Source organism: Streptomyces fuscichromogenes (assembly GCF_014645815.1).
Taxonomy (GTDB): Bacteria; Actinomycetota; Actinomycetes; order Streptomycetales; family Streptomycetaceae; genus Streptomyces; species Streptomyces fuscichromogenes.
In genome coordinates this window covers 241979-263661 of record NZ_BMML01000015.1, presented here as the reverse complement: position 1 = coordinate 263661, position 21683 = coordinate 241979, and the positions used below count along the sequence as shown (strand labels likewise).

Below are 21683 nucleotides of genomic sequence, written 5' to 3'. Positions count from 1 at the left end.
GTCCCCACCCATAACCACACCAACGACCAACCTGGCCAACAGTCACGGTAGGCACCGTTGCAGTATTAGAAGTCATCTCATTTGGCGAGTCGGCGACAGCAGATGAGGGTGCAGGCGATGGCGGCGATGGCGAGGAAGTGTTCGGCTTTGCGTTCGTAGCGGCGGTGGAGTCTGCGGCAGCCGGCGAGCCAGGCAACGGACCGTTCTACGACCCAGCGGTGGCGGCCCAGGCGGGTGGAGGAGTCGATGCCACGTCGGGCCAGGCGGTGGGTGATGCCCCGGCTGCGGAGCCATTGCCGCAGGTGGTGGTAGTCGTAGCCCTTATCGCCGTGCAGCTTGCCGGGCTTGCGACGGCGCGGCCCGCGGCGCGAGCGGATCGGCGGGATGCCCCCGCACGAGCGGTTCCAGGCCCTGGCTGTCGTGCATGTTGGCACCCGAGATGCCGACCGACAGGGGCAGCCCGGTCCGCTCGGTGATCAAGTGGATCTTCGACCCGTACTTGCCCCGATCCACCGGATTCGGACCTGTCAGGTCCCCCTTTTCAGGGCCCGCAGGTTCACCGAGTCGATCGCGCAGCGCGACCAGTCCAGCTCACCGCGGGAGCCGAGCTCGTCGAGGACCAGGCGGTGCAGCTTCGCCCATACCCGGGCCTTCGACCACTCGGTGAAACGCCGGTGAGCCGTGGGCCCCGACGGCCCGAACGAAGTGGACGGCAGCTGCTGCCACGTGCAGCCCGACGTGGCCACGAACACGATCGCAGCCAACACCGGCGAAGAACTCCTCGCCGCCCAAGTCCGCCACGACATAGCCCACGCCCAGCGCCTCAAGCAGGAGGGGGTTTTCTCATGACCAACCGCAAGACGACGTTCGTCGGCCGCTTCCACTGCGGTCAAGGTTCGTGGCGTGTCTCCACTGCGACTCAGGAAGTCGCCACGGTCATCGGGCGGCTCTTTGGCAGGCAATCGCCGTCCCACGACAGCCACGAAACCGACCAATTCGAAGTGCTGCCCCGATCAACCTCCATGCGGGTCGTCATCTCCGGCCCCGAATCCATCAAGGCCGGCCTGATGACAGCCGCACCCCGCTACGAACCCCAGCCCAGTACTCGCCTCTCGTTCCGCCTCGCCGACGCACACGCCCTCGGCGGCTTCCGCCTCAGTTCCCCTTCATGGGACCTGGCAGAGTCCATCCCCACGCTGAGGACGGCACTGTCCGAGGCGGACGGGGACGCTCTCTGTGAACTCGTTGCAGAGACAGTCGAGTTCACAACCCGCGACGGTGCAGCGCTGTCGTATTGCCGCCCCTCTATCAAGGTCATCGGCCCTTGGCACAACCCCGACCAGCACGCCGCCTGACTCGAATAGGGAAAGCGGCGCCCCCACCTCGTCGGTCCGGTGGGGGCGCCGCTGCATGTGTCCGACGACGTCGGCGTCAGCCCTGGCTGCCTGCCGCCTCGGCCTCCTGTTCGCTCTCCTTCGCCGCTGCGGCCCGCCGCATGTGCCCCTCCTCGCCGAAGTACACCGCCAGACGCGACGTGTCCAGCTTCTTGCCGCCACGCCGTGCGGGTGCCACCTCCACGTAGCCGCCGGCGTTCAACAGCAAATCTCGCTTACCAGCCACGTCCGAACGCTTCCACTGCTCGGAGTGCGTCTCGCCGGTCGGCTCGGCCTTCACGCCGCCCGGCTTCGCCGTTCGCTGCCTCTCCTTCAGGGTCGCCAGTCGCTCTTCCAGCTTGGCGTACTGCTCCGCGTACCGGATCGCTCCGTCGTCGCCTCTGAACAGGCCCCGGTCATAGCGATCCTTTTGCAGGTCGGCCAACGCTTCCTCGGCCTGCCTGATCTGCGGACGGAAGTCCTCGCCGACTTCCTGGACCATCCGCATCACGGCAAGGTGCCCGTACTTCGCGAGGAACTGCTCGGTGACGTGCTCCTCGGTGGTCACCCCCGCCACGGTCGGCCCGTAGCACTTCACGCCCTGCTTCTCCTCCCCCTTCGCCGCCCGCTGGCGGTACTTGAGAGGGCCGATGCACCGGTACCTGAGCTGACCGTTGCGTCCACTGAAGGTGTACATGCGCTCGCCGCAGACTCCGCAGTGCATGATGCCGCGCAGCAGCGACGTCCCCTCCCGGCGCTTCTCACCAGGGTTGGCCCGGCGCTCCAACTCGTCCTGGAGCGTCTGCCAGGTGTCCGTGTCGAGGATCGGCGGGCGGTTGACCAGGGGCAGACCGTCCGTCCGCAGGATCGGCTTTCCGTCCTCGATGACCTGGCCGAGCAACTGGGGGTTGCCCAGCAAGCTCCGCAGCGTCGTCGTGTACCACTGCTTGGAGTCGCTGCGCTTGCCCGTGGTCTGGCGTGAGGTGTGGCCGGGCGACGGATCGCCCGCCTTGTTGAGGTCGTTGATGATCTGCATGAGCGAGTCCTTGGCCAGGACCCGTTCCACGATCCGCTTGATCGTCTTGGCCTCGCCCTCGTTGACCGCGAGGACCTTGCCCGCCCCGTTGGGGTTGGGGACGACCATGTACCCGTACGGGACCCGACCGCCGGTGTAGCGGCCCTCGCGGCGCAGGTGCTCGTGCGCGCTGGACACCCGCATGCCGATGGTGTCGGACTCCAGCTCAGCGAAGACCGCGATCACCTTCGCCATGGCCCGGCCCATGGATGACGTGAGATCGAGAGGCTCCGTCGCCGACGCGAGCGCGACGCTCTGATGTTCTGCGAGTCGCATGATCTCCGCGAAGTCGACCGTCGAGCGTGCGAGCCGGTCGATCTTGAAGAACACGATCACGTCCAGCTCGGCGAGCCTGGTCAGGATGCGTTGCAGACCCGGCCGGTCGAGGCCCCGCGAGAAGCCGGAGATATCGATGTCTTCCTCGACAACTATGACGTCCCAGCCACGTGCCTCACACAGCGCCTCGCAGGCCGCTCTCTGGCGCTCCGGAGAAGTCGTCTCGTCCGTTTCACGCGATAGGCGAACATAGATAGCAGCGCGCATCCCCGGCGCGCTGGCCGGAACGCCCTTTCGGTGCCGGGCACGGGGCATGGCCCGAGCCGTGGCAGGTGTGCTGTCTGTCACGGTGACAATCCTATCCGTGGAGGTATGCGTGTCCTGCCTAATCGTCCAGTCCGACAAGACCCTGCTCCTGGAGGTCGACCACGAGCGGGCCGACGACTGTCGTCGGGCGATCGCGCCCTTCGCCGAGCTGGAGCGGGCACCGGAGCACATCCACACCTACCGGGTGACCCCGCTGGGGCTGTGGAACGCACGGGCGGCCGGGCACGACGCCGAGCAGGTCGTGGACGCGCTGGTGGAGTACAGCCGCTATCCGGTGCCGCACGCGCTGCTGGTCGACATCGCCGAGACGATGGACCGGTACGGGCGGCTGACACTCAGCAAGCACCCGACGCACGGCCTGGTGCTCACCACCACCGACCGGCCGGTCCTGGAGGAGATCCTCCGCTCCAAGCGGGTCACCCCGCTGGTCGGCGCCCGCATCGACCCCGACACCGTCGCCGTGCATCCCTCCGAGCGCGGGCAGATCAAGCAGACCCTGCTGAAGCTGGGCTGGCCCGCCGAGGACCTCGCCGGGTACGTGGACGGCGAGGCCCACCCGATCGAGCTCGCCGAGGACGGCTGGACGCTGCGGCCGTACCAGAAGCAGGCCGTGGAGAACTTCTGGCACGGCGGCAGCGGCGTCGTCGTCCTGCCGTGCGGGGCCGGGAAGACCCTGGTCGGCGCCGGGTCCATGGCGCAGGCCAAGTCGACGACCCTGATCCTCGTCACCAACACCGTCTCGGCCCGGCAGTGGAAGCACGAGCTGGTGAAGCGGACGAGTCTGACCGAGGACGAGATCGGGGAGTACAGCGGGACGCGCAAGGAGATCCGGCCCGTCACCATCGCCACGTACCAGGTCCTCACGACCCGGCGGAAGGGCGTCTACCCGCACCTCGAACTCTTCGACTCCCGCGACTGGGGACTGATCGTCTACGACGAGGTCCATCTGCTGCCGGCTCCTGTCTTCAAGTTCACCGCCGACCTCCAGGCGCGCCGGCGGCTCGGGCTGACGGCCACCCTCGTGCGCGAGGACGGCCGCGAATCGGACGTGTTCTCCCTCATCGGACCCAAGCGGTTCGACGCTCCGTGGAAGGAGATCGAGGCGCAGGGCTACATCGCGCCCGCCGACTGCGTGGAGGTGCGGGTGAACCTCACGGACTCGGAGCGGCTCGCCTACGCCACCGCCGAGACCGAGGAGAAGTACCGCTTCTGTGCGACCACCGCGACCAAGCGGAAGGTCACGGAGGCCATCGTGAAGCGCTTCGCGGGGCAGCAGATCCTGGTCATCGGCCAGTACATCGACCAGCTCGACGAGCTGGGCGAGCACCTGAACGCCCCGGTCATCAAGGGCGAGACCTCCAACGCCCAGCGCGAGAAGCTCTTCGACGCCTTCCGCGAGGGCGAGATCAGCGTGCTGGTCGTCTCGAAGGTCGCGAACTTCTCCATCGACCTGCCGGAGGCGACGGTCGCCGTCCAGGTGTCGGGCACCTTCGGGTCGAGGCAGGAGGAGGCCCAGCGGCTGGGACGGGTGCTGCGCCCCAAGGCCGACGGCCACCAGGCCCACTTCTACTCCGTCGTCGCCCGCGACACCATCGACCAGGACTTCGCCGCGCACCGCCAGCGGTTCCTGGCGGAGCAGGGCTACGCCTACCGGATCATGGACGCCGACGAGCTCCTCGCGGAGGGCTGACGACCGCGGCGGCCGCCAGCAGCGCCGACCCCAGCAGCGGGTAGGGCGCCGCGAGCGGCTGCTGCCACCAGGGCAGGTGCAGGTCCAGGTCGCCCTGGTGGGGCAGCAGCCACATCGTGCGGGCCGTGAAGACCAGTGCCGCGGCGGCCGCGACGGGCGTCCGGCCCTCGGCCAGCAGGACCGCCAGCAGCGGGACGCACCACACCCAGTGGTGGGACCAGCTGATCGGGCAGACCAGCAGGGCCGTGAACGCGGTGAGCAGGATGCCCCAGCGGTCGGAGCCGCGGGCGTGGGCGCGGGTCGCCAGCCACAGGCCCGCCGCCGCGAGCACGGTCGCCGGGAGGGCCCAGGACAGGCCCGGGGTCTCGGTGCCCGCCGCCCTTGCGACCAGGCCCTGGAGCGACTGGTTGTCGATGATCCAGGCCTTGCCGACCCGGCCGGTCTCGAACAGGCGCCGCGTCCAGAAGTCCACGGTGGCCGCGGGCAGCAGGACGGCGCCGAGCAGGACCGTGCCCGCGAAGGACGCCGTCGCGGTGGCCGCCTCCTTTCTGCGTGCGGTGAGGAACAGGTAGGCGATGAAGATCGCCGGGGTGAGTTTGACGCCCGCCGCGATGCCCAGGACCAGGCCCCTGGCGCGGGCGCCGGGCGGGCGGGTCAGGTCCCACAGGACCAGGCCGGCGATCGCCAGGTTGACCTGGCCGAAGAGCAGTGTCTGGAAGACCGGCTCCAGCCAGAGGGCGAGCCCGGTGGCCGCGCACAGCAGCGGAAGGGGTGCCGTGCGGCCGGACAGCCGGGCGGAGAGGGCGACGAGCCAGGCGAGCAGGAGCGCGTTGCCCGCGAGGAACGCCGCCTTCAGGGCCGGGACGGGGATCCAGGTCGTCGGCACGAACAGGACCGCCGCGAAGGGCGGATACGTCGCCGGCAGCCGCCATTCGGTGACCGTGAAGCCGTACAGGTCACCGCCGTGGACCACGGCCTCGCCCTCGGCCCGGTACACCAGCAGATCGGCCATCGGGGCACGGAGCAGGACGCAGAGGGCGGCGAAGGAACAGAGGGAGACCGTCAGCAAGGAGAGGGACAGGAGGAGGGAGTGAAGGGGGCGGAGAGGGCGGAGAGGGCGGGAAGCGGGGCAGGCGAGGGAGGCGGGGGAGGCGGGGGGTGACGTCACCGTCCGGTTCGGCACGGGGGCGACCCTATGCCGTCACTTGCGGCGTATGCCCGCTTCCTCGCCGTACTCGCCGAGTACCGCGACGCTGAAAGCCGCGCCGACGAAGACCTTGACGGCGCGCAGGGCGTCGCCCAGGCGGTGGTGGGCGTGCGGCACTCCGTCGAGGGCGGTGGCGCCCGGGGGGCTGCTGGGGGCTGGGTGGATGGTTGCTGCGCTCATACCCCAATGGTGGAACTTCGGGCATAAGCACGGCATCGGTCCACGGGTCCAATTTCCGGCATCCCCCGGTCCACCCCCCGATGGACCCCGCCCCCTACCTCCGACCCACCGTCCGGGTGACGCTTCCCCTAGGGGACGCGGCGGCTGCCCGCCCCCCGGAAAATCCATTGGCCTCCGCCGCCCCCTGCTCACTACAATCTCCGCTCTTGCCCGCCTCCGTCCCCGGAGTGCCGCCGCCCGGACGGAAACCGGCCGGCTGATCGCCACCTGTGCGCCATCCACACCTCAGCGCCATCGACTCGCAGGCCCTTCGGAGGCACCCCCTTGTCCACGCCCGCCCGCGACCCGCAAGCGGACCCGCACCCCGACCCCCTCTCCCGCGAGCGCTCCCACCTCGCCGAGTCCCGCTCCGCCCTGCGCGCCATGCGTGAGGACGTCGAGTCACTGGACATCCGCGACGTCACCGCGAACTGGGTCAACGCCGAGGTCCTCGCCCGCCAGATCGACGAGCGCATCAAGGCACTGGCCGACCTCAGCGAGACCCCGCTGTTCTTCGGCCGCCTCGACTACCTGCACGCCCCCGGCGCCGACCAGGCCGAGGGCGCGGACGGTGAACGCTTCTACATCGGCCGCCGGCACGTGCACGACCACGACGGCGACCCGATGGTCATCGACTGGCGGGCGCCGGTCTCGCAGCCGTTCTACCGGGCGTCCAGGAAGGACCCGATGGACGTCGCGCTGCGCCGCCGCTTCGGGTACACCCGCGGCGACATCACGGCGTACGAGGACGAGCACCTCTCCGACCCGGCCGACTCGTCGGGGGCTGCCCGCACCAGCAAGCTGCTCCAGCAGGAGATCGAGCGCCCGCGCGTCGGCCCGATGCGCGACATCGTGGCGACCATCCAGCCCGAGCAGGACGAGATCGTGCGCAGCGGGCTCGGCGGCACGGTGTGCGTGCAGGGCGGTCCCGGGACCGGGAAGACGGCCGTCGGCCTGCACCGGGTCGCGTATCTCCTCTACGCCCACCGGGAGCGGCTCGCCCGCACCGGCACCCTGGTGATCGGGCCGAACCGCTCCTTCCTGCACTACATCGAGCAGGTGCTGCCCGCGCTGGGCGAGCTGACCGTGCGGCAGGCGACGGTGGACGACCTGGTGGCGAAGGGCATCGAGGTACGCGGCACCGACGAGGCGCCCGCCGCGATCGTCAAGGGCGACGCCCGGATGGCGGAGGTCCTGCGCCGGGCCGTCCAGGCGCATGTCACCCTGCCCACCGAACCGGTCGTGGTGGTGCGCGGCTCCCGCCGCTGGCGCGTCCCGGCGTACGAACTGGAGGACATCGTCCGGGAGTTGCTCGACCGGGGCATCCGGTACGGCGCGGCGCGCGAGGCCCTGCCACAGCGCATCGCGCACGCCGTGCTGGTCCAGATGGAGCGGTCGGGAGAGGCGCCCGACGACCGCGTGCAGGACTCGGTGGCCCGCAACGCGGCGGTGAAGGCGGCGGTCAAGCACATCTGGCCGCCGGTCGACCCGGCGAAGCTGGTCCTGCGGCTGCTCACGGACGCGGACTACCTCGCGGAACACGCCGCCGGGATCCTCGACGAGGACGAGCAGAAGACGATCGTCTGGACGAAGCCGGTGCGCAGCGTGAAGTCGGCGAAGTGGTCGGCCGCCGACGCGGTGCTGATCGACGAGACGACGGACCTCGTCCAGCGCACGCACTCGCTCGGCCATGTCGTCCTCGACGAGGCGCAGGACCTGTCCCCCATGCAGTACCGCGCGGTCGGCCGCCGCTGCACCACCGGGTCGGCGACCGTCCTCGGCGACCTGGCCCAGGGCACCACGCCCTGGGCGACGCGGAGCTGGGCCGAGGCCCTGTCCCACCTCGGCAAGTCGGACGGTGTCGTCGAGGAACTGACGGCGGGCTTCCGCGTCCCGACCGACGTCATCACCTACGCCTCCCGGCTCCTCCCGTACATCGCCCCCGGCCTCACCCCGGTCGCCTCGGTCCGTGAGAACCCCGGTTTCTTCGACGTGCGTCCCGTCACGGACACCGCCGAAGTGGTCGCCGCGTGCGAGGAGCTGCTCCGCAACGAGGGTTCGACGGGCCTGATCGCGGCGGACGCGCGCGTGCCCGAGCTCGCGGCGGCGCTGACGGCGGCGGGCATCGGCGCTCTGGCTCCCGGCGAGGAGACCACGGCCGAGACCCGCCTGACCCTGGTCCCGGCGTCCCTGGCCAAGGGTCTGGAGTACGACTACGTGGTCCTCGACGAGCCGGGGGCCGTGGTCGACGGCGAACCGGACGAACGCACCGGCCTGCGCCGCCTGTACGTGTCCCTCACCCGAGCCGTGTCCGGCCTGATCGTGACCCATGCGGCCCCGCTGCCGCCGCAGCTGGCCTGAGCCGGCCGGTCTTGCACCGGAAGCGCCGCGTGGTGCCGGGTGCGCCGGGTGCCGGGTGCGCCGGGTGCCGGGTGCGGCGGGTGCCGGGTGCGGCGCCGTCGTGGCTGGTCGCGCAGTTCCCCGCGCCCCTGACGGGGCGCTGCCCAGCCGCAGCTAGGCGGACTCCGCGCGGGCCCCGCCCATCCCGCCGTGACCACCGGCCTCGCCCTGGGCGGCGGCGAGCGGGCCCAGGTGCTGGGCCGAGCTGTCCAGCAGTCCGAGGTCGGCCTTGGTGTGCGCGATGGCGGCGTCGATCAGGACGGCGACCAGCGGCTCGCCGGCGTGTGCCCGGCGCTGCCGGGCCAGGCCCGCGAGCTCGGACAGGTAGGTCTGCCGCTGTGCCTCGATCAGCGTGGTCAGGGCCTGCGGGCCCAGGGCGACGGCGCCGAGGAGCTTCAGGAAGAGTTCGTCGCGGAAGCCGCCGACGCGCACCCAGGCGGTGGTCGCCCACGAGCGCAGCTCGGCCTCGCCCGCCTCGGTGAGTGTGTAGAGGTTCTTGTCGGGCCGGTCGGTCTGCGTGACCTGCGAGCGGGAGACATAGCCGTCACGGACCAGCCGTTCGAGGATCTGGTACAGGTGGCCGATGTTCAGGCCGCCCCACTGCGGGCCGATGGCCTCCTCGAAGCGTGCCTTGAGTTCGTATCCGTGGTTCGGCCGCCCGTTCAGCAGGGCGAGCACGGCGTGGTGGAGCGGCATATACGTCCCTTCTACATTGTGACAACATACCCCTGAATTGCCGCAATGTATGTGCCGCGAGGTATGAGGGCGAGGCTGCATCAATGGCTGTGAGCGTGGCGTTGCGCGGGGTGAGCCGCCGGTATCCCGGGCTGACCGCTCTGGACGAGGTCGACCTGGAGGTCGCGGCCGGCGAGGTGGTGATGCTGACCGGGCCCTCCGGTGCGGGCAAGTCCACCGTGCTGCACGTGACGGGCGGCATGGACCAGCCCGACGAGGGGCACGTCGAGATCGACGGCAAGGAGCTGGTGCGCCGCGACCTGGACCACCACCGGCGGCGTATCGGCTTCGTCTTCCAGCGCTTCCACCTGCTGCCCGCGCTGACCGTGCTGGACAACGTGCTCGCCCCCGTGCTGCCGCGCAGAGTGGACTTCGATCGGCGGGCGCGCGGCATGGAACTGCTCGAAGCGGTCGGCCTGGCCCAACGGGCCGACGCCCTGCCCTCGCAGTTGTCGGGCGGCCAGCAGCAACGCGTCGCCGTCGCCCGCGCGTTGATCAACCGGCCGGGGCTGTTACTGGCCGACGAGCCCACCGGCAACCTGGACAGCGTCATCGGGCGGGAGATCATCGACCTGCTGATGTCGCTGCGCGAGCGGTACGGGATGACGATGCTGATCGCCACCCACGACGCGGAAGTCGCCGCGGGCGGCGACCGGGTGGTGCGGCTGCAGGACGGCAGGATCATCTCGGACCAGCGGGTCACGCCGTCCGGCGACGTGCTGCACCGGCTGGGGGGTCTGCGCCCGTGATCACGATGATCCTCGACCAGCTCCGGCGGCGCGGGCGCGCGCTGGCCCTGGCCGCCGGAGTCCTGGTGGCGGCGACCAGCTTCACCCTGCTGACCGCGACGGTGAGCACGAGCCAGGCGACCACCGTGGGCACGGTACGGAAGAACGCGCGGTCCGCGTACGACGTGCTGGTCCGCCCGCCCGACTCCCAGACAGCCGTGGAGCGGCAGAGCGGACTGGTCACGCCGAACTTCCTGTCCGGCACGTTCGGCGGCATCACCATGGACCAGTACCGGCGCATCGGCGGCATGGCCGGGGTCGAGGTGGCCGCGCCGGTCGCCAACATCGGCTACCTCATGGTGTCGAGCACCGTCACCGTCGACGTGTCCCGCTTCCTGGACGGCAAGGCGTCCCGGCAGATCCTGCGCATCAGCCCGACGCTCACCTCCGGACTGGGCACCTACCGCACCTCCGACGAGTACGTCTACCTCACCCGCTCCCCCCTGACGACGGGGTCGGAGTCGGACCACCTCTTCGAGTCCGACACCCTGGAAGCGGGCACGGTCGACAAGAGCACCCGGCGGTACCAGATCAAGGGGAAGTACGACGTCTGCTTCTACTTCAACTGGGACAAGACCGAGCAGACCGAGTTCAACCTTCAACTGCCGTTGAAGCCGAACATCATCGCCGAGGACCTCAGGGACAGGTCGGCGTTCGACCCGGACCTGAGTTCGCGGATGAACTGCCAGTCCGGCCAGGACAAGGCCACCATCGACGTTCCGGTCAGCTACCCCGTGCTGCTGTCCGCCATCGACCCGGCGGCCGAGAACAAGCTGGTGGGCCTGGGCTCCACCATCACCTCGGGCCGGATGCTCACCGAGCAGGACAAGCCGTGGCGGGTGTCGTCCGCCAAGAGCGTCCACGGACAGCACGACTCCTACATCCCGGCGCTGCTCAGCAGCAACCCGCTGACCGCCGGCACGCTCGACGCCGCCGTCGAGCGGCTCGACGTCGGCGACCCGGCCGAGCTGCCCTCGAAACTGGGCAACCCGACGGCCGACAGCTTCGTCCGAGGCCTGCGCGGCACCCCGGTGGGCCGGACCCGGGTCGACCTGAGCAAGGGCTACCGGAAGGCGCTCACCGAGGACTCGTTCGACACCGGGGTCTACTGGACGGTCGGCCCGGTCAGCTACCGCCGGACCTCCGACGGCGACCTCGCCGCGCAGACGCGGCCGCCGCAGAAGCGCGGTCTGTGGATCACCAACGTGAACGAGCAGCCGTTCGCCGGCGTCCCCGAGGAGAACCACCAGGGAACCCAGTACCGGAAGGTGACCAGCCACGCCTCCACGGACTGCATCGGGCTGGGTACCTGCGACGGCGTCGACTCCGGGCGCCTGCCCAATCCCTACATCCGCCTGGTCGGCCGCTACGACACCGGCAGACTGCCCGGCTTCTCGCCGCTGTCCGACACCCCGCTGGAGACCTACCGGACACCGCAGGTCACCGGCGCGGACAGCGCGACCCGGGCGAAGCTCGACGGCAAGCCGCTGCGGCCCGACCGCAATCTGGGCGGCTACCTCAGCCCGCCGCCCACCATGCTGACCACGCTGGACTCCGTCACCGCGCTCACCAAGAGCCGCCGCGTCCCGGGCCTCCAGGACAAGGCGCCGGTGAGCGCGATCAGGATCCGGGTGGCCGGAGTGACCGGCGTCGACGCCGCCTCCCGGGCACGGGTGAACGCCGTGGCCGGGGCGATCCGGGCCGCCTACCCCCGGCTCCAGGTCGACGTCACCGTCGGCAGCTCGCCCGCCCCGCAGACGGTGGCGCTGAGCGGCTCCGCGCGGGTGACGGAGGGCTGGGTCGCCAAGGGTGTGGCACTGCGCATCCTGCGGGCGGTGGACACCAAGAGCGCGGTGCTGTTCGTCCTGGTCCTCGTCGTGTGCGCGCTCTTCCTCGGCCAGTCGGCGCTGGCCTCGGTGCGCTCCCGCCGTACCGAGATCGGCACGCTGCGCTGCCTGGGCTGGAGCGGCGGCGAGGTGCTCCGCCTGGTCCTCGGCGAACTGGCGGTGATCGGCCTCGCCGCCGGGAGCGCGGGCGCGGTGCTCGCGTACGTGCTGGGCCGGCTGCTGGGACAGCCCGAAGCCGGCGCGAAATCCCTCCTCGTGCTCCCGGTGGCGCTTCTGCTGGCCACGGCGGCGGGCCTGATCCCCGCCTGGCTCGCGACCCGGCTGGGGCCGATGGACGCCGTCCGGCCCCCGGTGACGGCGGCCCGCCGGGCGCGCCCGGTGCGTTCGGTGGCCGGACTGGCCCTGCTCAACCTGTTGCGGGTGCGCGGCCGCACTCTGCTGGGCGCGGCGGGGCTGGCGCTGGGGGTGGCCGCCTTCACGGTGCTGCTCGCCCTGACGCTGGCTTTCCGGGGTGAGGTGGCCGGGTCGCTGCTCGGCAGCGCCGTGGTGGCGCAGGCGCGCGAGGCCGACTACCTCAGCGTCGTCCTGTCCCTGCTGCTGGGTGCCGCCGGCGCCATCGACGTCCTGGTCATCTCGCAACGCGAACGCGCCGCCGATCTCGCGGTGCTGCGGGCGACCGGCTGGACCAACCGCGAGCTGGCGAGGCTGACCCTGTGCGAGGGGATCGGACTGGCCCTGCTGGGCGGCCTGTCCGGCGCGGTGGCCGGTCTGGCCGGGGTACTGGCACTCGGCCGGGGCGTGCTGCACGGACACCTGCTGACGGTCGCCGGCGCCGCACTGCTGGCCACGCTCGCCGCGACCGCCCTGGTGGCGGCGGCCCTGACCGTGCCGATCCGGGGACTGTCCCGAATCGCCCCCGCCCACCTGCTCGCCGCCGACTGACCCCCGACGACCACCGACAGCGGCACCGCCCGGCGGAAAGCAGCAACTCGGCCCGGCGGAAGGCACCAACTCTCCGCCCGGCGGAGAGCAGCGGTTCCGCCCGGCGGAAGGCACGAACTCCGCCCGGCAGAGCGCAGCAACTCCGCCCGGCGTGCCGCGGCTCCGCCCGGCGGAGCGCAGCAACTCCGCTCCGCGAGAGGCGGCGGCTCCGCCCGGCAGAGCGCGGCGGCTCTGCTCCGCGGAAGGGAGCCGAAGGCCCCGGCCCCGTGTGTGCATGGGCCGGGGGTGTGTCTCAGCGCGGTACCGCGTCCCCCGCCCGGTCCAGCGTCCGGCGCCAGGATCGCACCGCCTCCTCCGACACCGCCCCGTCCCAGCCCGTCGGCCGTGCCGCGCCGCCGATGTGGAAGGCGTCGATGCCCGCCGCCCGAAGCTCGGGCACGTGTTCGAGCCGTAGCCCGCCGCCCACCAGGATCGTCTGCTCGTAGCCCGGATCGCCGTGCCGTCGAGCCTCGGACAGCAGTCTGGGCAGACCCTCGTCCACGCCCTCCGCGGCCCCCGCCGTGAGGTAGGTGTCGAGGCCCGGCAGGTCGGCGAGCTGCTTGCGCAGGGCCTCCCGGTCCGCGGCCCGGTCGATGGCCCGGTGGAAGGTCCAGCGGCAGCCGTCCAGTCCGGCCACCACCCGCTCCACCGCGTCCAGGTCCACCCCGCCGTGCGCGTCCAGGAACCCGAGCACGAACTGGTCGGCCCCGGCCGCCCGCAGCTGCCCGGCCACCCCCACCAGACGGTCGGCGTCACCCGCCGCGAACCCGTCCGCCAGCCGCAGCATCACACGCAGGTCGATGTCGACGGCGGCCCGGATCGCGGTGAAGGTCCTGAGCGGCGGGGTCAGCCCGTCGGCCGCCATGTCGGTCACCAGTTCCAGCCGGTCCGCGCCTCCGGCCTGGGCGGCGACCGCGTCCTCGGCGTCGAGGGCGATCACCTCCAGGACTGCCCGCGTGCTCATAGGGCCCCTTCCGTGGTGTTCCCCGTGTTCCCCGGACACCTCTGGCAAGAGGTCTAGTCCGGAGGTCTAGTCCAATCCAGAGTACGCGGGGAGCACCGCCGACCGCGAGACCGCCTCCGTCACACACCGTCCGTATTCAGCCGTGGCGGACCGGCCTGGCCGCCGCCTCCTCCCCCGCCGACCGACACCACGCCCGGTCCGGGAGAATGCGCACATGGCCGATCTCCAGGAACTGCGCTTCCGCTGGCGGCGCGCCGTCCGGACGACGAGGGCCGAAGACGCCCGCCGGACCGACCCCCAGCCCGACCCCCAGCCCGACACCGACCCGTACGCCGACGAGCTGATCCGGCGCTGGCAGGAGCCCCAGCGCCGGTATCACACGCTCGCCCACCTCACCGCGGTCCTCGACCACGTCGACGTGCTGGCCCAGTACGCGAACGACCCGGACCTGGTGCGGCTCGCCGCCTGGTTCCACGACGCGGTGTACCTGCCGGACCGCTCGGAGAACGAGGAGCGCTCGGCCCGCCTGGCCGAACGCGCCCTTCCCGAGGCCGGGATCTCCGCGGAGCGGACCGCCGAGGTCGCCCGCCTGGTCCGGCTCACCGTCACCCACGACCCGGCCCCCGGCGACCGCAACGGCGAGGTCCTGTGCGACGCCGACCTCGCGATCCTCGCCGCCCCGCCCGCCGCGTACGCCGCCTACACCGCCGAGGTCCGCGAGGAGTACCACTTCGTCCCCAACGACGCCTTCCGCGCCGGCCGTTCCGCGGTTCTGCGCCAACTCCTCGATCTTCCGCAGCTGTTCAGAACGCCCCACGGCCGCACCGAGTGGGAGCCGGCCGCCCGCCACAACCTCGCGGCAGAGCTGGAAATGCTGTCGACCGCGGAGGATCCGGCGTCCTAGGGTGCGGCCCATGCGTGAAACGGGCGGGGATCAGGTGACAGCGGCCGTCGCGGGCTGCACGGCGGCCCTGCGGACGGCGGTGGACCGGGACTGGGCAGGCGTGCGGGCGGGTCGGCTGGACTGGAACTGCCATGACACGGCGGTCCACATCGCCGACGACCTCGTCGCCTACGCCGCCAACCTGGCCGGCCGCGCCGAGGACGCCTACGTGCCGTTCGAGCTCAGACTCGACGACGGCACCGACAACTCCGGCCTGCTGCACGTCATCGAGACCACCGGTGCGCTGCTCGCCGCCACCGTCCGCACGACCCCGCGCACGGCCCGCGGCTTCCACCCGTACCCCTTCCGCAGCGCCGACCGCGCGGGCTTCGCCGCGATGGGGATCGCCGAAGTGCTGCTCCACACCCACGACATGGCCACCGGCCTGGAGATCCCCTACCGGCCCGCCGAGGAACTCGCCGAGGCCGTCCTCGGCCACCTCTTCCCGCACGTCCAGCCCGGCCCGACGGCCTGGCAGACCCTGCTCTGGGCCACCGGCCGCGGCGAACTGCCCGGCCGCGCCCCGGTCACCGACTGGCGCTGGAGCAACAACCTCGTCATCTCCGCCGACCGCCTCGACCTCGTCGGCATCCGCCCCGCCGAAGCCCGCGACCTGCGCCACGGCGGGGACGGGGGCTTCGAGTGGATCGACGGCGGCCCCTACGAAGGCACCCGGGACGCCGCCGGCTTCCTGCTGAAGGCGTACGAAGGGGGCGTCCACCGGCCGGAGTTCGGAGTCTTCGTCCTGGTCCGCCGGGCGGACGGCCGCGCGGTCGGCGGCATGGGCTTCCACTCCGCCCCGGACGAGGAGGGCCGGGTGGAGATCGGCTACGACCTGGCCGAGGCCGCCCGCGGCAACGGCTACGCGACGGAAGCGCTGCGCGCCCTGGCCGACTGGGCCCTGGCCCGCGACGACGTACGCTCCCTGTTCGCGACCGTCGAGGCGGCCAACACCCCGTCCCAGGCGGTCGTCACCCGTGCCGGGTTCACCAAGGTGAGCGAGGACGAGGAGGGGCTGGCCTTCGCCCTGCGGGTGGAGTAGAGGCCGTCAGCCGCGGGACACGTCACCCTTGCGCCGGCGCAGCCCCGCCCCGTGCAGCAGCCGCACCACCTCGCGGCTGCCGACCTCCACCGCCCCCGCCGCCACCGCGTCCGCGTAGCGGTGGGAGGGGATGTCGTAGTGGTCGCGCTCGAAGGCGCGGCGGGGCACGCCCAAGTCCTCGGCGAAGGCGTGCAGTTCGGCGTACGAGACGTCGCTGACCAGATGGGACCACATCCGGCCGTGGCCCGGCCAGTTCGGCGGGTCGATGTACACCGTCACGAGAGCACCCTCACGAGGACGCCGTCCCGCCCGGGGAGCCGCCCAGGGAACCGGCCAGGGAGCCGACGGAGGCGACCTTCACACCCACCTTGTGGCACACCCAGTGCGGGTCGGGGCCGAGTTCCGGTTCGACGTCGAGCGCGTGCGGGTCGCCGGAGCCGCACACCGGGCACAGCGGCCAGCGGCCGTACCGCTCCAGCAGGGCGTCCTGTACGTCCTGGGCCACCAGCCCGGCCACGTACTCCGCGCCGTCCGGCCACTGCTGGACCCACCAGCGCCGCTGTACGACGGAGTCCTCGACCAGCGACACCACGTCCGCCTCGGCGACCTCGCCGGCGACCAGGTCGGCGAGCACCAGGGCGCGGGCGGCGTGCAACGCCTGTTCCAAGGGGCTTACGGGGTCCATGGTCCCATTGTGCGCGGTCTTGACCGGGCGACGGAACCGAAAATATCTTTCATGGGTGACCGAACGCGTGAAGGAAACTTTCGGCGGGTACGGAACCGGTGCCCCGCCACCGGCTCCCGCCGCCCTCGCGGCCAAGGTGCGGACGCTCGCGCCCTCCATGACCCGTTCCGTGCAGCGCGTCGCCGAGGCCGTCGCGGAGGACCCGGCCGGCTGCGCGGCCCTCACGGTCACCGGCCTCGCGGAGCTCACCGGCACGAGCGAGGCGACCGTCGTCCGCACCGCCCGGCTGCTCGGCTACCCCGGCTACCGCGACCTGCGGCTCGCCCTGGCCGGGCTCGCCGCGCAGCAGCGGTCGGGGCGGGCACCCGCGATCACCACGGACATCGCCGTCGACGACCCGATCGCCGACGTCGTCGCGAAGCTCGCGCACGACGAGCAGCAGACCCTCGCGGACACCGCGGCCGGCCTCGACACGACGCAGTTGGCGGCCGCGGTGAGCGCGCTGGCCGGGGCCCGGCGGACCGATGTGTACGGCATCGGGGCATCGGGACTGGTCGCCCAGGACCTCACACAGAAGCTGCTGCGGATAGGGCTGATAGCGCACGCCCACAGCGATCCCCATCTCGCGGTCACCAACGCGGTGCAGTTGCGGGCCGGGGACGTGGCGATAGCGATCACGCACTCCGGCGCGACCGGGGATGTCATAGAGCCGTTGCGGGTGGCCTTCGAGCGGGGTGCCACGACCGTCGCCGTCACCGGACGGCCGGGGTCCTCGGTGACGCGGTACGCCGATCACGTGCTGACGACGTCCACCTCGCGGGAGAGCGAGCTGCGGCCGGCGGCGATGTCGTCGCGGACCGGGCAGCTGCTGGTGGTGGACTGTCTGTTCGTGGGGGTGGCGCAGCGGACGTACGAGGCGGCGGCGCCGGCGTTGGCGGCGTCGTACGAGGCGTTGGCTCATCGGCACCGGAGTGTGCCCCGATAGACCGCAGGACTTGATCACCGTGGGTACGTGCCGGTCCGTCGTGGCGGGTCGCGCCCACGCGGCGGTAGCCGCAGATTCGATACAGCCCCGCGCCCCCGGGTGCGTGCACTCGACCGAGTCAGAAAGAGCCGTATCCGAATGACCACCGAACATCACGCCCTCCGCACCGCGCTCGAAACGCTCACCACCGAGGCGTTCCGCCCCGAGTTCGCCGAGATCGACACGCTTCCCACCCTCGACCTCGCCCGGCTCATGAACGGCGAGGACGCGGGGGTGGCCGGGGCCGTGGCTCTCCGGTTGCCGCAGATCTCGGCGGCGATCGACGCCATCGCCACCCGGATGGCCCAGGGCGGCCGCCTTGTCCACGCCGGGGCCGGTACCGCCGGGCGGCTCGGGGTGCTGGACGCCTCCGAGTGTCCGCCCACCTTCAACACCGCCCCCGGGCAGGTCGTCGGGGTCATCGCGGGCGGGCCCACCGCCCTGGTCACGTCCGTCGAAGGGGCCGAGGACTCCGCGGCGCTGGCCCGGACGGACCTCGACGCGCTCGGCATCGGCCCGTCCGACACGGTCGTCGGGATCTCGGCCTCCGGCCGCACCCCCTACGCCGTCGGCGCCGTCGAGCACGCTCGTGCCCTCGGCGCGCTGACCGTCGGTCTCTCCTGCAACGCGGGCAGCGCGCTCGCGGCCGCCGCCGAGCACGGCATCGAGGTCGTCGTCGGCCCCGAGCTGCTCACCGGCTCCACCCGGCTCAAGGCCGGCACCGCCCAGAAGCTCGTCCTCAACATGCTGTCGACGATCACGATGATCCGGCTCGGCAAGACCTACGGGAACCTGATGGTCGACGTCCGCGCCTCGAACGAGAAGCTGCGGGCCCGTTCACGGCGGATCGTGGCCCTCGCCACGGGTGCGTCGGACGAGGAGATCGAGGCGGCCCTCACCGCCACCGACGGCGAGGTGAAGGACGCCGTCCTGGTGATCCTGGCCGGCGTCGACGGGCCCACCGCCACCCGCCTTCTGGAGGAGTCCGGCGGCCATCTGCGCGCCGCGCTCGCCACGGCGGGCGGCTGACCCGCACGCTCGGGGAGTGCAGAGATCGTCGTACGACACCGCTGTCGCGCTGCTGCCCCTGGTCGGCGGCCCCGCGAACGTCACCTCCGTCGCCCACTGCATGACCCGGCTCAGAGTGGGGCTGGGCGATCCGTCGCTCGTGGACGCGGAGGCGGTACGGGCCGTTCCGGGGGTGCTGGGGGTGGTGGCCGACGGGGACACCTTCCAGATCGTCATCGGGCCGGGGGCCGTGGTGACCGTGACCGCCGAGTTCGACAAGCTGCTGTCCGCGCAGCGGCTCGCCGCGCGTGGGGCCGAGCTGCGGGCGGAGCGGGTGCGGCGTAACGCGACCCCGGTCAAGACCGCCCTCCGCCGCGTCGCCGACGTCTTCGTGCCGCTCATTCCCGCCCTGATCGGCTGCGGGGTGCTCGCGGGGCTCGACGGACTGCTCGTGAACGCCGGCTGGCTGCCCGGCCTGACCCCCGCCCTCGCCGCGATCGCCTCCGGCTTCATGGCCCTGATCAGCGTCTTCGTCGGCTACAACACGGCGAAGGTGTTCGGCGGGACACCGGTGCTCGGCGGCGCGGTCGCGGCGATCGTGGTCTATCCGGGCGTGGCGAAGGTGACGGCCTTCGGGGTGGCGCTCGTTCCCGGGCAGGGCGGCGTCCTCGGAGCCCTGGCGGCGGCGCTGCTCGCGACGTACGTCGAACGGTGGTGCCGGGGCCGCGTCCCCGACGCCCTGGACGTCCTGGTCACCCCCACCGTCACCGTCCTGGTCGCCGGACTGGCCACGCTCTACGGCCTGATGTACGCCGCCGGTCTCGTCTCCTCCGCCATCGGCACCGCGGCGAACTGGCTGCTCGCCACCACCGGGCCGCTCGCGGGCCTGATCCTCGGCGGCCTCTTCCTCCCCCTGGTCATGCTGGGCCTGCACCAGGCCCTGATCCCCATCCACACCACGCTCATCCAGCAGCAGGGCTACACCGTCCTGCTCCCCCTTCTCGCCATGGCCGGCGCCGGCCAGGTGGGCGCGGCGCTCGCCGTCTACGTCCGCCTCCGCCACGACACCCACCTCCGTACGACCATCAGGTCGGCGCTCCCGGCGGGCCTGCTGGGCGTCGGCGAACCCCTCATCTACGGCGTCTCGCTCCCCCTCGGCCGCCCCTTCCTCACCGCCTGCGCGGGCGGGGCGGCGGGCGGCGCCTTCGTCGGCTTCTTCGCGGTGCTCGGCGACCGGGTGGGCGCCACCGCCATCGGCCCCTCGGGCTGGGCCCTGTTCCCGCTCCTCACCGGGAACCGGGGCCCGGCCCTGGCGGCGGCGATCTACGCGGGCGGTCTGCTGACCGGCTACGCCGTGGGCTTCCTGGCGACGTACGCCGGTTTCCGCCCCGCCGTCGCCCCCGGCAGCCCGGCCGACCCGTCACCCCGGCGATCCAGGTGATGAGGTCACCGGGGTCGCCGCCGCCGACCACCGCGCTCAACAGGTCAGCCGCTGCTCCCTGTTGGCCCGCCGCACCTGCGCCCGCAGCACGTCGTCCGGCGACGCCGGCTCCAGTGACTCGGGCGGGCAGTCCCACTCCTTGCCGCCGACGACGGGCCGCACCCGCACGACACCGCCGACATGCCCCCTGACCTCCCCGAGCCGCCCGTCCCGCACGTCCGTCACGAACGTCCCGAACGGCGGCCGTTCCCCCCTCACCACCGACGCCAGCCGCTCCGCGACCCGCACATTGCACCGCCCCAACTCGACCAGCGCGAACGGCTCGTCGCTCGCCCCGGTCACCGGATCGACGCAGAGCGAGGGCAGCACGACACCGACACCTCTCAGGGCCGCCCGCAACGACTCCACGACGTCCTCGGTGGTCCGCAGCACCATTCCGCACCTCCACGCTGAGTTTCCGCTTCACGACACAGCGTTGCCTTCACGCCCCTAACCTGGCCAGATACGGCATCCCAACAACCTCGTCTGTTGGACAGGGGCGTGCACATGGCAGGGCCGAAGGATCTGGATCCGTCGTCATCGCCGCGGGCCCTGCTGGGGGCGGAGCTGCGGCACGCGCGCGAGCGGAAGGGTCTGAGCCAGGCCGAATTGGGCCAGCTGGTATTCGTGAGCGGTTCATTCATCGGGCAACTGGAGGCAGGGACACGACGGATGCAGCCGGAGGTAGCGCGGATGCTGGACGAAGTCCTGGCGGCCGGGGGCTTCTTCACGCGGCACTGCGGGGTGGGGGCAACCTCCAAGTACCCGGCGTTCTTCGTGGACGTAGCAGAGTTGGAGGCTGAGGCGACAGCGATCAGGCAGTACACGCCGCTCCTGGTCCCCGGACTGCTTCAAACACCCGCGTACGCCTGGGCGGTGAACCGCGCTTACGACCCGACGACACCTGCGGAGACCATCAAAGAGTGGACGCAAGGCCGGATGGATCGGACCCGTCTGCTGGACCACCCAACAAAGCCGTTGTTGTGGATGGTGCTTGACGAAGCGGCGCTGCGCCGGGCAGCGGGCGGTCGGGGAGTGATGGCGGAAGCCCTGCGCCACATTGCCGACCTGTCCCGCCGCAATCGGGCCATCGTGCAGGTACTGCCGCTCAGCGCGGGTGCACACGCGGGCATGGCGGGAGCCCTCAAGTTGATGGAGTTCGAGGACGCCCCTCCGCTGGCCTACCTCGAAGCGGTGCGCAGTGGGCGGCTGGAGGACGATCCGGCCACCGTCACCCAACTGAGGTTCGTGTTTGATCTGCTCGTGGCCTCCGCGCTCTCGCAGGAGAAGTCCCTGGCCCTGATCGAGGCGTTGGCGGAGGATTACACGCATGAGCAGAATCCCTGACCACGAACTCGGCTGGCGCAAATCCACGTACAGCGGCCCCGGCGGAAACGACTGCCTGGAGGTCTCCGACGCCCACCCCGCCCTCATCCCCGTCCGTGACTCCAAGGCGGCCCCCCTCGGCCCGAAGCTCGTGTTCCGGTCGGCCGCCTGGGCGGCCTTTGTGGAGGCTGTGAAGGGGAGCGCCCGCTGATGAAGTGACCCCCGGGCAGTTGTCGGCACCCGTTGTCAGCGCCGTCTGCGAGGGTGGCGTCGCGGGGATCGACGGGCTGGAG

General features: G+C 71.8%; 20 protein-coding genes and 1 pseudogene. 12 read left to right on the top strand and 9 right to left on the bottom strand.

Features of this window, described 5'->3' with window-relative positions; translation table 11 throughout:
- Window positions 1-77: 77 nt before the first annotated feature.
- Window positions 78-782: pseudogene (locus IEZ11_RS30420) on the bottom strand (IS5 family transposase); the annotation flags it as partial.
- A gap of 63 nt (window positions 783-845) precedes the next feature.
- On the opposite strand from IEZ11_RS30420, the gene IEZ11_RS30415 reads away from it, so the two are divergent.
- Window positions 846-1355 (top strand): hypothetical protein, encoded by a 510-nt coding sequence (locus IEZ11_RS30415; protein WP_189266113.1) that lies wholly within the window; start codon window positions 846-848, stop codon window positions 1353-1355.
- Between the two features lie 76 nt (window positions 1356-1431).
- Here the strand turns inward: IEZ11_RS30415 and IEZ11_RS30410 are convergent, their stop codons facing one another.
- Window positions 1432-3129 (bottom strand): recombinase family protein, encoded by a 1698-nt coding sequence (locus IEZ11_RS30410; RefSeq protein ID WP_189266112.1) that lies wholly within the window; start codon window positions 3127-3129, stop codon window positions 1432-1434.
- Between IEZ11_RS30410 and IEZ11_RS30405 the strand changes: the two genes are divergently transcribed.
- On the top strand, window positions 3101-4741 hold the full coding sequence (locus tag IEZ11_RS30405; RefSeq protein WP_189266111.1) for a DNA repair helicase XPB: 1641 nt from the start codon (window positions 3101-3103) through the stop codon (window positions 4739-4741). The genes IEZ11_RS30410 and IEZ11_RS30405 overlap by 29 nt on opposite strands.
- Here IEZ11_RS30405 and IEZ11_RS30400 read toward each other — a convergent pair.
- Both IEZ11_RS30400 and IEZ11_RS30395 read right to left on the bottom strand, forming a co-directional pair.
- A complete protein-coding gene (locus IEZ11_RS30400; RefSeq protein ID WP_229713443.1) occupies window positions 4707-5810 on the bottom strand; it encodes a glycosyltransferase 87 family protein in 1104 nt (367 codons plus the stop codon). The two genes, IEZ11_RS30405 and IEZ11_RS30400, sit on opposite strands and share 35 nt — an antisense overlap.
- A gap of 132 nt (window positions 5811-5942) precedes the next feature.
- Window positions 5943-6128, bottom strand: coding sequence for a hypothetical protein (locus IEZ11_RS30395; protein ID WP_189266110.1), 186 nt, complete (start codon window positions 6126-6128; stop codon window positions 5943-5945).
- A 324-nt stretch (window positions 6129-6452) separates the two neighbouring features.
- Here IEZ11_RS30395 and IEZ11_RS30390 point away from each other — a divergent pair, with 324 nt between their 5' ends.
- Window positions 6453-8528, top strand: a complete 2076-nt coding sequence (locus tag IEZ11_RS30390; protein ID WP_189266109.1) for a HelD family protein — start codon at window positions 6453-6455, stop codon at window positions 8526-8528.
- 153 nt (window positions 8529-8681) lie between these two features.
- On the opposite strand, the gene IEZ11_RS30385 is transcribed toward IEZ11_RS30390, so the two are convergent.
- Entirely contained in the window at window positions 8682-9263 is a 582-nt protein-coding gene (locus IEZ11_RS30385; RefSeq protein WP_189266108.1) for a PadR family transcriptional regulator, read from the bottom strand.
- 83 nt (window positions 9264-9346) lie between these two features.
- Here IEZ11_RS30385 and IEZ11_RS30380 point away from each other — a divergent pair, with 83 nt between their 5' ends.
- Both IEZ11_RS30380 and IEZ11_RS30375 read left to right on the top strand, forming a co-directional pair.
- Window positions 9347-10051, top strand: a complete 705-nt coding sequence (locus IEZ11_RS30380) for an ABC transporter ATP-binding protein (protein ID WP_229713442.1) — start codon at window positions 9347-9349, stop codon at window positions 10049-10051.
- A 5-nt stretch (window positions 10052-10056) separates the two neighbouring features.
- Window positions 10057-12879: an FtsX-like permease family protein gene (locus tag IEZ11_RS30375; protein WP_189266131.1), complete on the top strand. Its 2823-nt coding sequence runs from the start codon at window positions 10057-10059 to the stop codon at window positions 12877-12879.
- Between the two features lie 292 nt (window positions 12880-13171).
- On the opposite strand, the gene IEZ11_RS30370 is transcribed toward IEZ11_RS30375, so the two are convergent.
- The gene (locus IEZ11_RS30370) at window positions 13172-13882 is read right to left on the bottom strand and encodes a copper homeostasis protein CutC (RefSeq protein ID WP_189266107.1); all 711 of its coding nucleotides are present in this window, start codon (window positions 13880-13882) and stop codon (window positions 13172-13174) included.
- Window positions 13883-14096: 214 nt separating this feature from the next.
- On the opposite strand from IEZ11_RS30370, the gene IEZ11_RS30365 reads away from it, so the two are divergent.
- Window positions 14097-14786, top strand: coding sequence for an HD domain-containing protein (locus IEZ11_RS30365; protein ID WP_189266106.1), 690 nt, complete (start codon window positions 14097-14099; stop codon window positions 14784-14786).
- A 10-nt stretch (window positions 14787-14796) separates the two neighbouring features.
- On the top strand, window positions 14797-15867 hold the full coding sequence (locus IEZ11_RS30360) for a GNAT family N-acetyltransferase (protein WP_189266105.1): 1071 nt from the start codon (window positions 14797-14799) through the stop codon (window positions 15865-15867).
- A 6-nt stretch (window positions 15868-15873) separates the two neighbouring features.
- Here IEZ11_RS30360 and IEZ11_RS30355 read toward each other — a convergent pair whose 3' ends face one another.
- Both IEZ11_RS30355 and IEZ11_RS30350 read right to left on the bottom strand, forming a co-directional pair.
- Complete coding sequence (locus IEZ11_RS30355) at window positions 15874-16146, bottom strand: DUF4031 domain-containing protein (RefSeq protein ID WP_189266104.1); 273 nt, start codon at window positions 16144-16146, stop codon at window positions 15874-15876.
- 10 nt (window positions 16147-16156) lie between these two features.
- Window positions 16157-16552, bottom strand: a complete 396-nt coding sequence (locus tag IEZ11_RS30350) for a DUF8819 family protein (protein WP_189266103.1) — start codon at window positions 16550-16552, stop codon at window positions 16157-16159.
- Between the two features lie 55 nt (window positions 16553-16607).
- Here IEZ11_RS30350 and IEZ11_RS30345 point away from each other — a divergent pair, with 55 nt between their 5' ends.
- The 3 genes from IEZ11_RS30345 (at window position 16608) to IEZ11_RS30335 (ending at window position 20025) form a co-directional block, all read left to right on the top strand.
- Window positions 16608-17537 (top strand): MurR/RpiR family transcriptional regulator, encoded by a 930-nt coding sequence (locus IEZ11_RS30345; RefSeq protein WP_189266102.1) that lies wholly within the window; start codon window positions 16608-16610, stop codon window positions 17535-17537.
- 138 nt (window positions 17538-17675) lie between these two features.
- Window positions 17676-18605 carry an N-acetylmuramic acid 6-phosphate etherase gene (murQ, locus tag IEZ11_RS30340; RefSeq protein ID WP_189266101.1) on the top strand — a complete coding sequence of 310 codons (930 nt, stop codon included), beginning with the start codon at window positions 17676-17678 and terminating at the stop codon, window positions 18603-18605.
- 16 nt (window positions 18606-18621) lie between these two features.
- Entirely contained in the window at window positions 18622-20025 is a 1404-nt protein-coding gene (locus IEZ11_RS30335) for a PTS transporter subunit EIIC (protein ID WP_189266100.1), read from the top strand.
- Window positions 20026-20061: 36 nt separating this feature from the next.
- Here the strand turns inward: IEZ11_RS30335 and IEZ11_RS30330 are convergent, their stop codons facing one another.
- On the bottom strand, window positions 20062-20454 hold the full coding sequence (locus IEZ11_RS30330; RefSeq protein WP_189266130.1) for a hypothetical protein: 393 nt from the start codon (window positions 20452-20454) through the stop codon (window positions 20062-20064).
- 117 nt (window positions 20455-20571) lie between these two features.
- Here IEZ11_RS30330 and IEZ11_RS30325 point away from each other — a divergent pair, with 117 nt between their 5' ends.
- Together IEZ11_RS30325 and IEZ11_RS30320 are read left to right on the top strand one after the other, a co-directional pair.
- Window positions 20572-21411, top strand: coding sequence for a helix-turn-helix domain-containing protein (locus IEZ11_RS30325; RefSeq protein WP_189266099.1), 840 nt, complete (start codon window positions 20572-20574; stop codon window positions 21409-21411).
- Window positions 21395-21601, top strand: a complete 207-nt coding sequence (locus IEZ11_RS30320) for a DUF397 domain-containing protein (protein ID WP_189266098.1) — start codon at window positions 21395-21397, stop codon at window positions 21599-21601. The genes IEZ11_RS30325 and IEZ11_RS30320 overlap by 17 nt, the downstream gene beginning before the upstream one ends.
- Window positions 21602-21683: the final 82 nt, after the last annotated feature.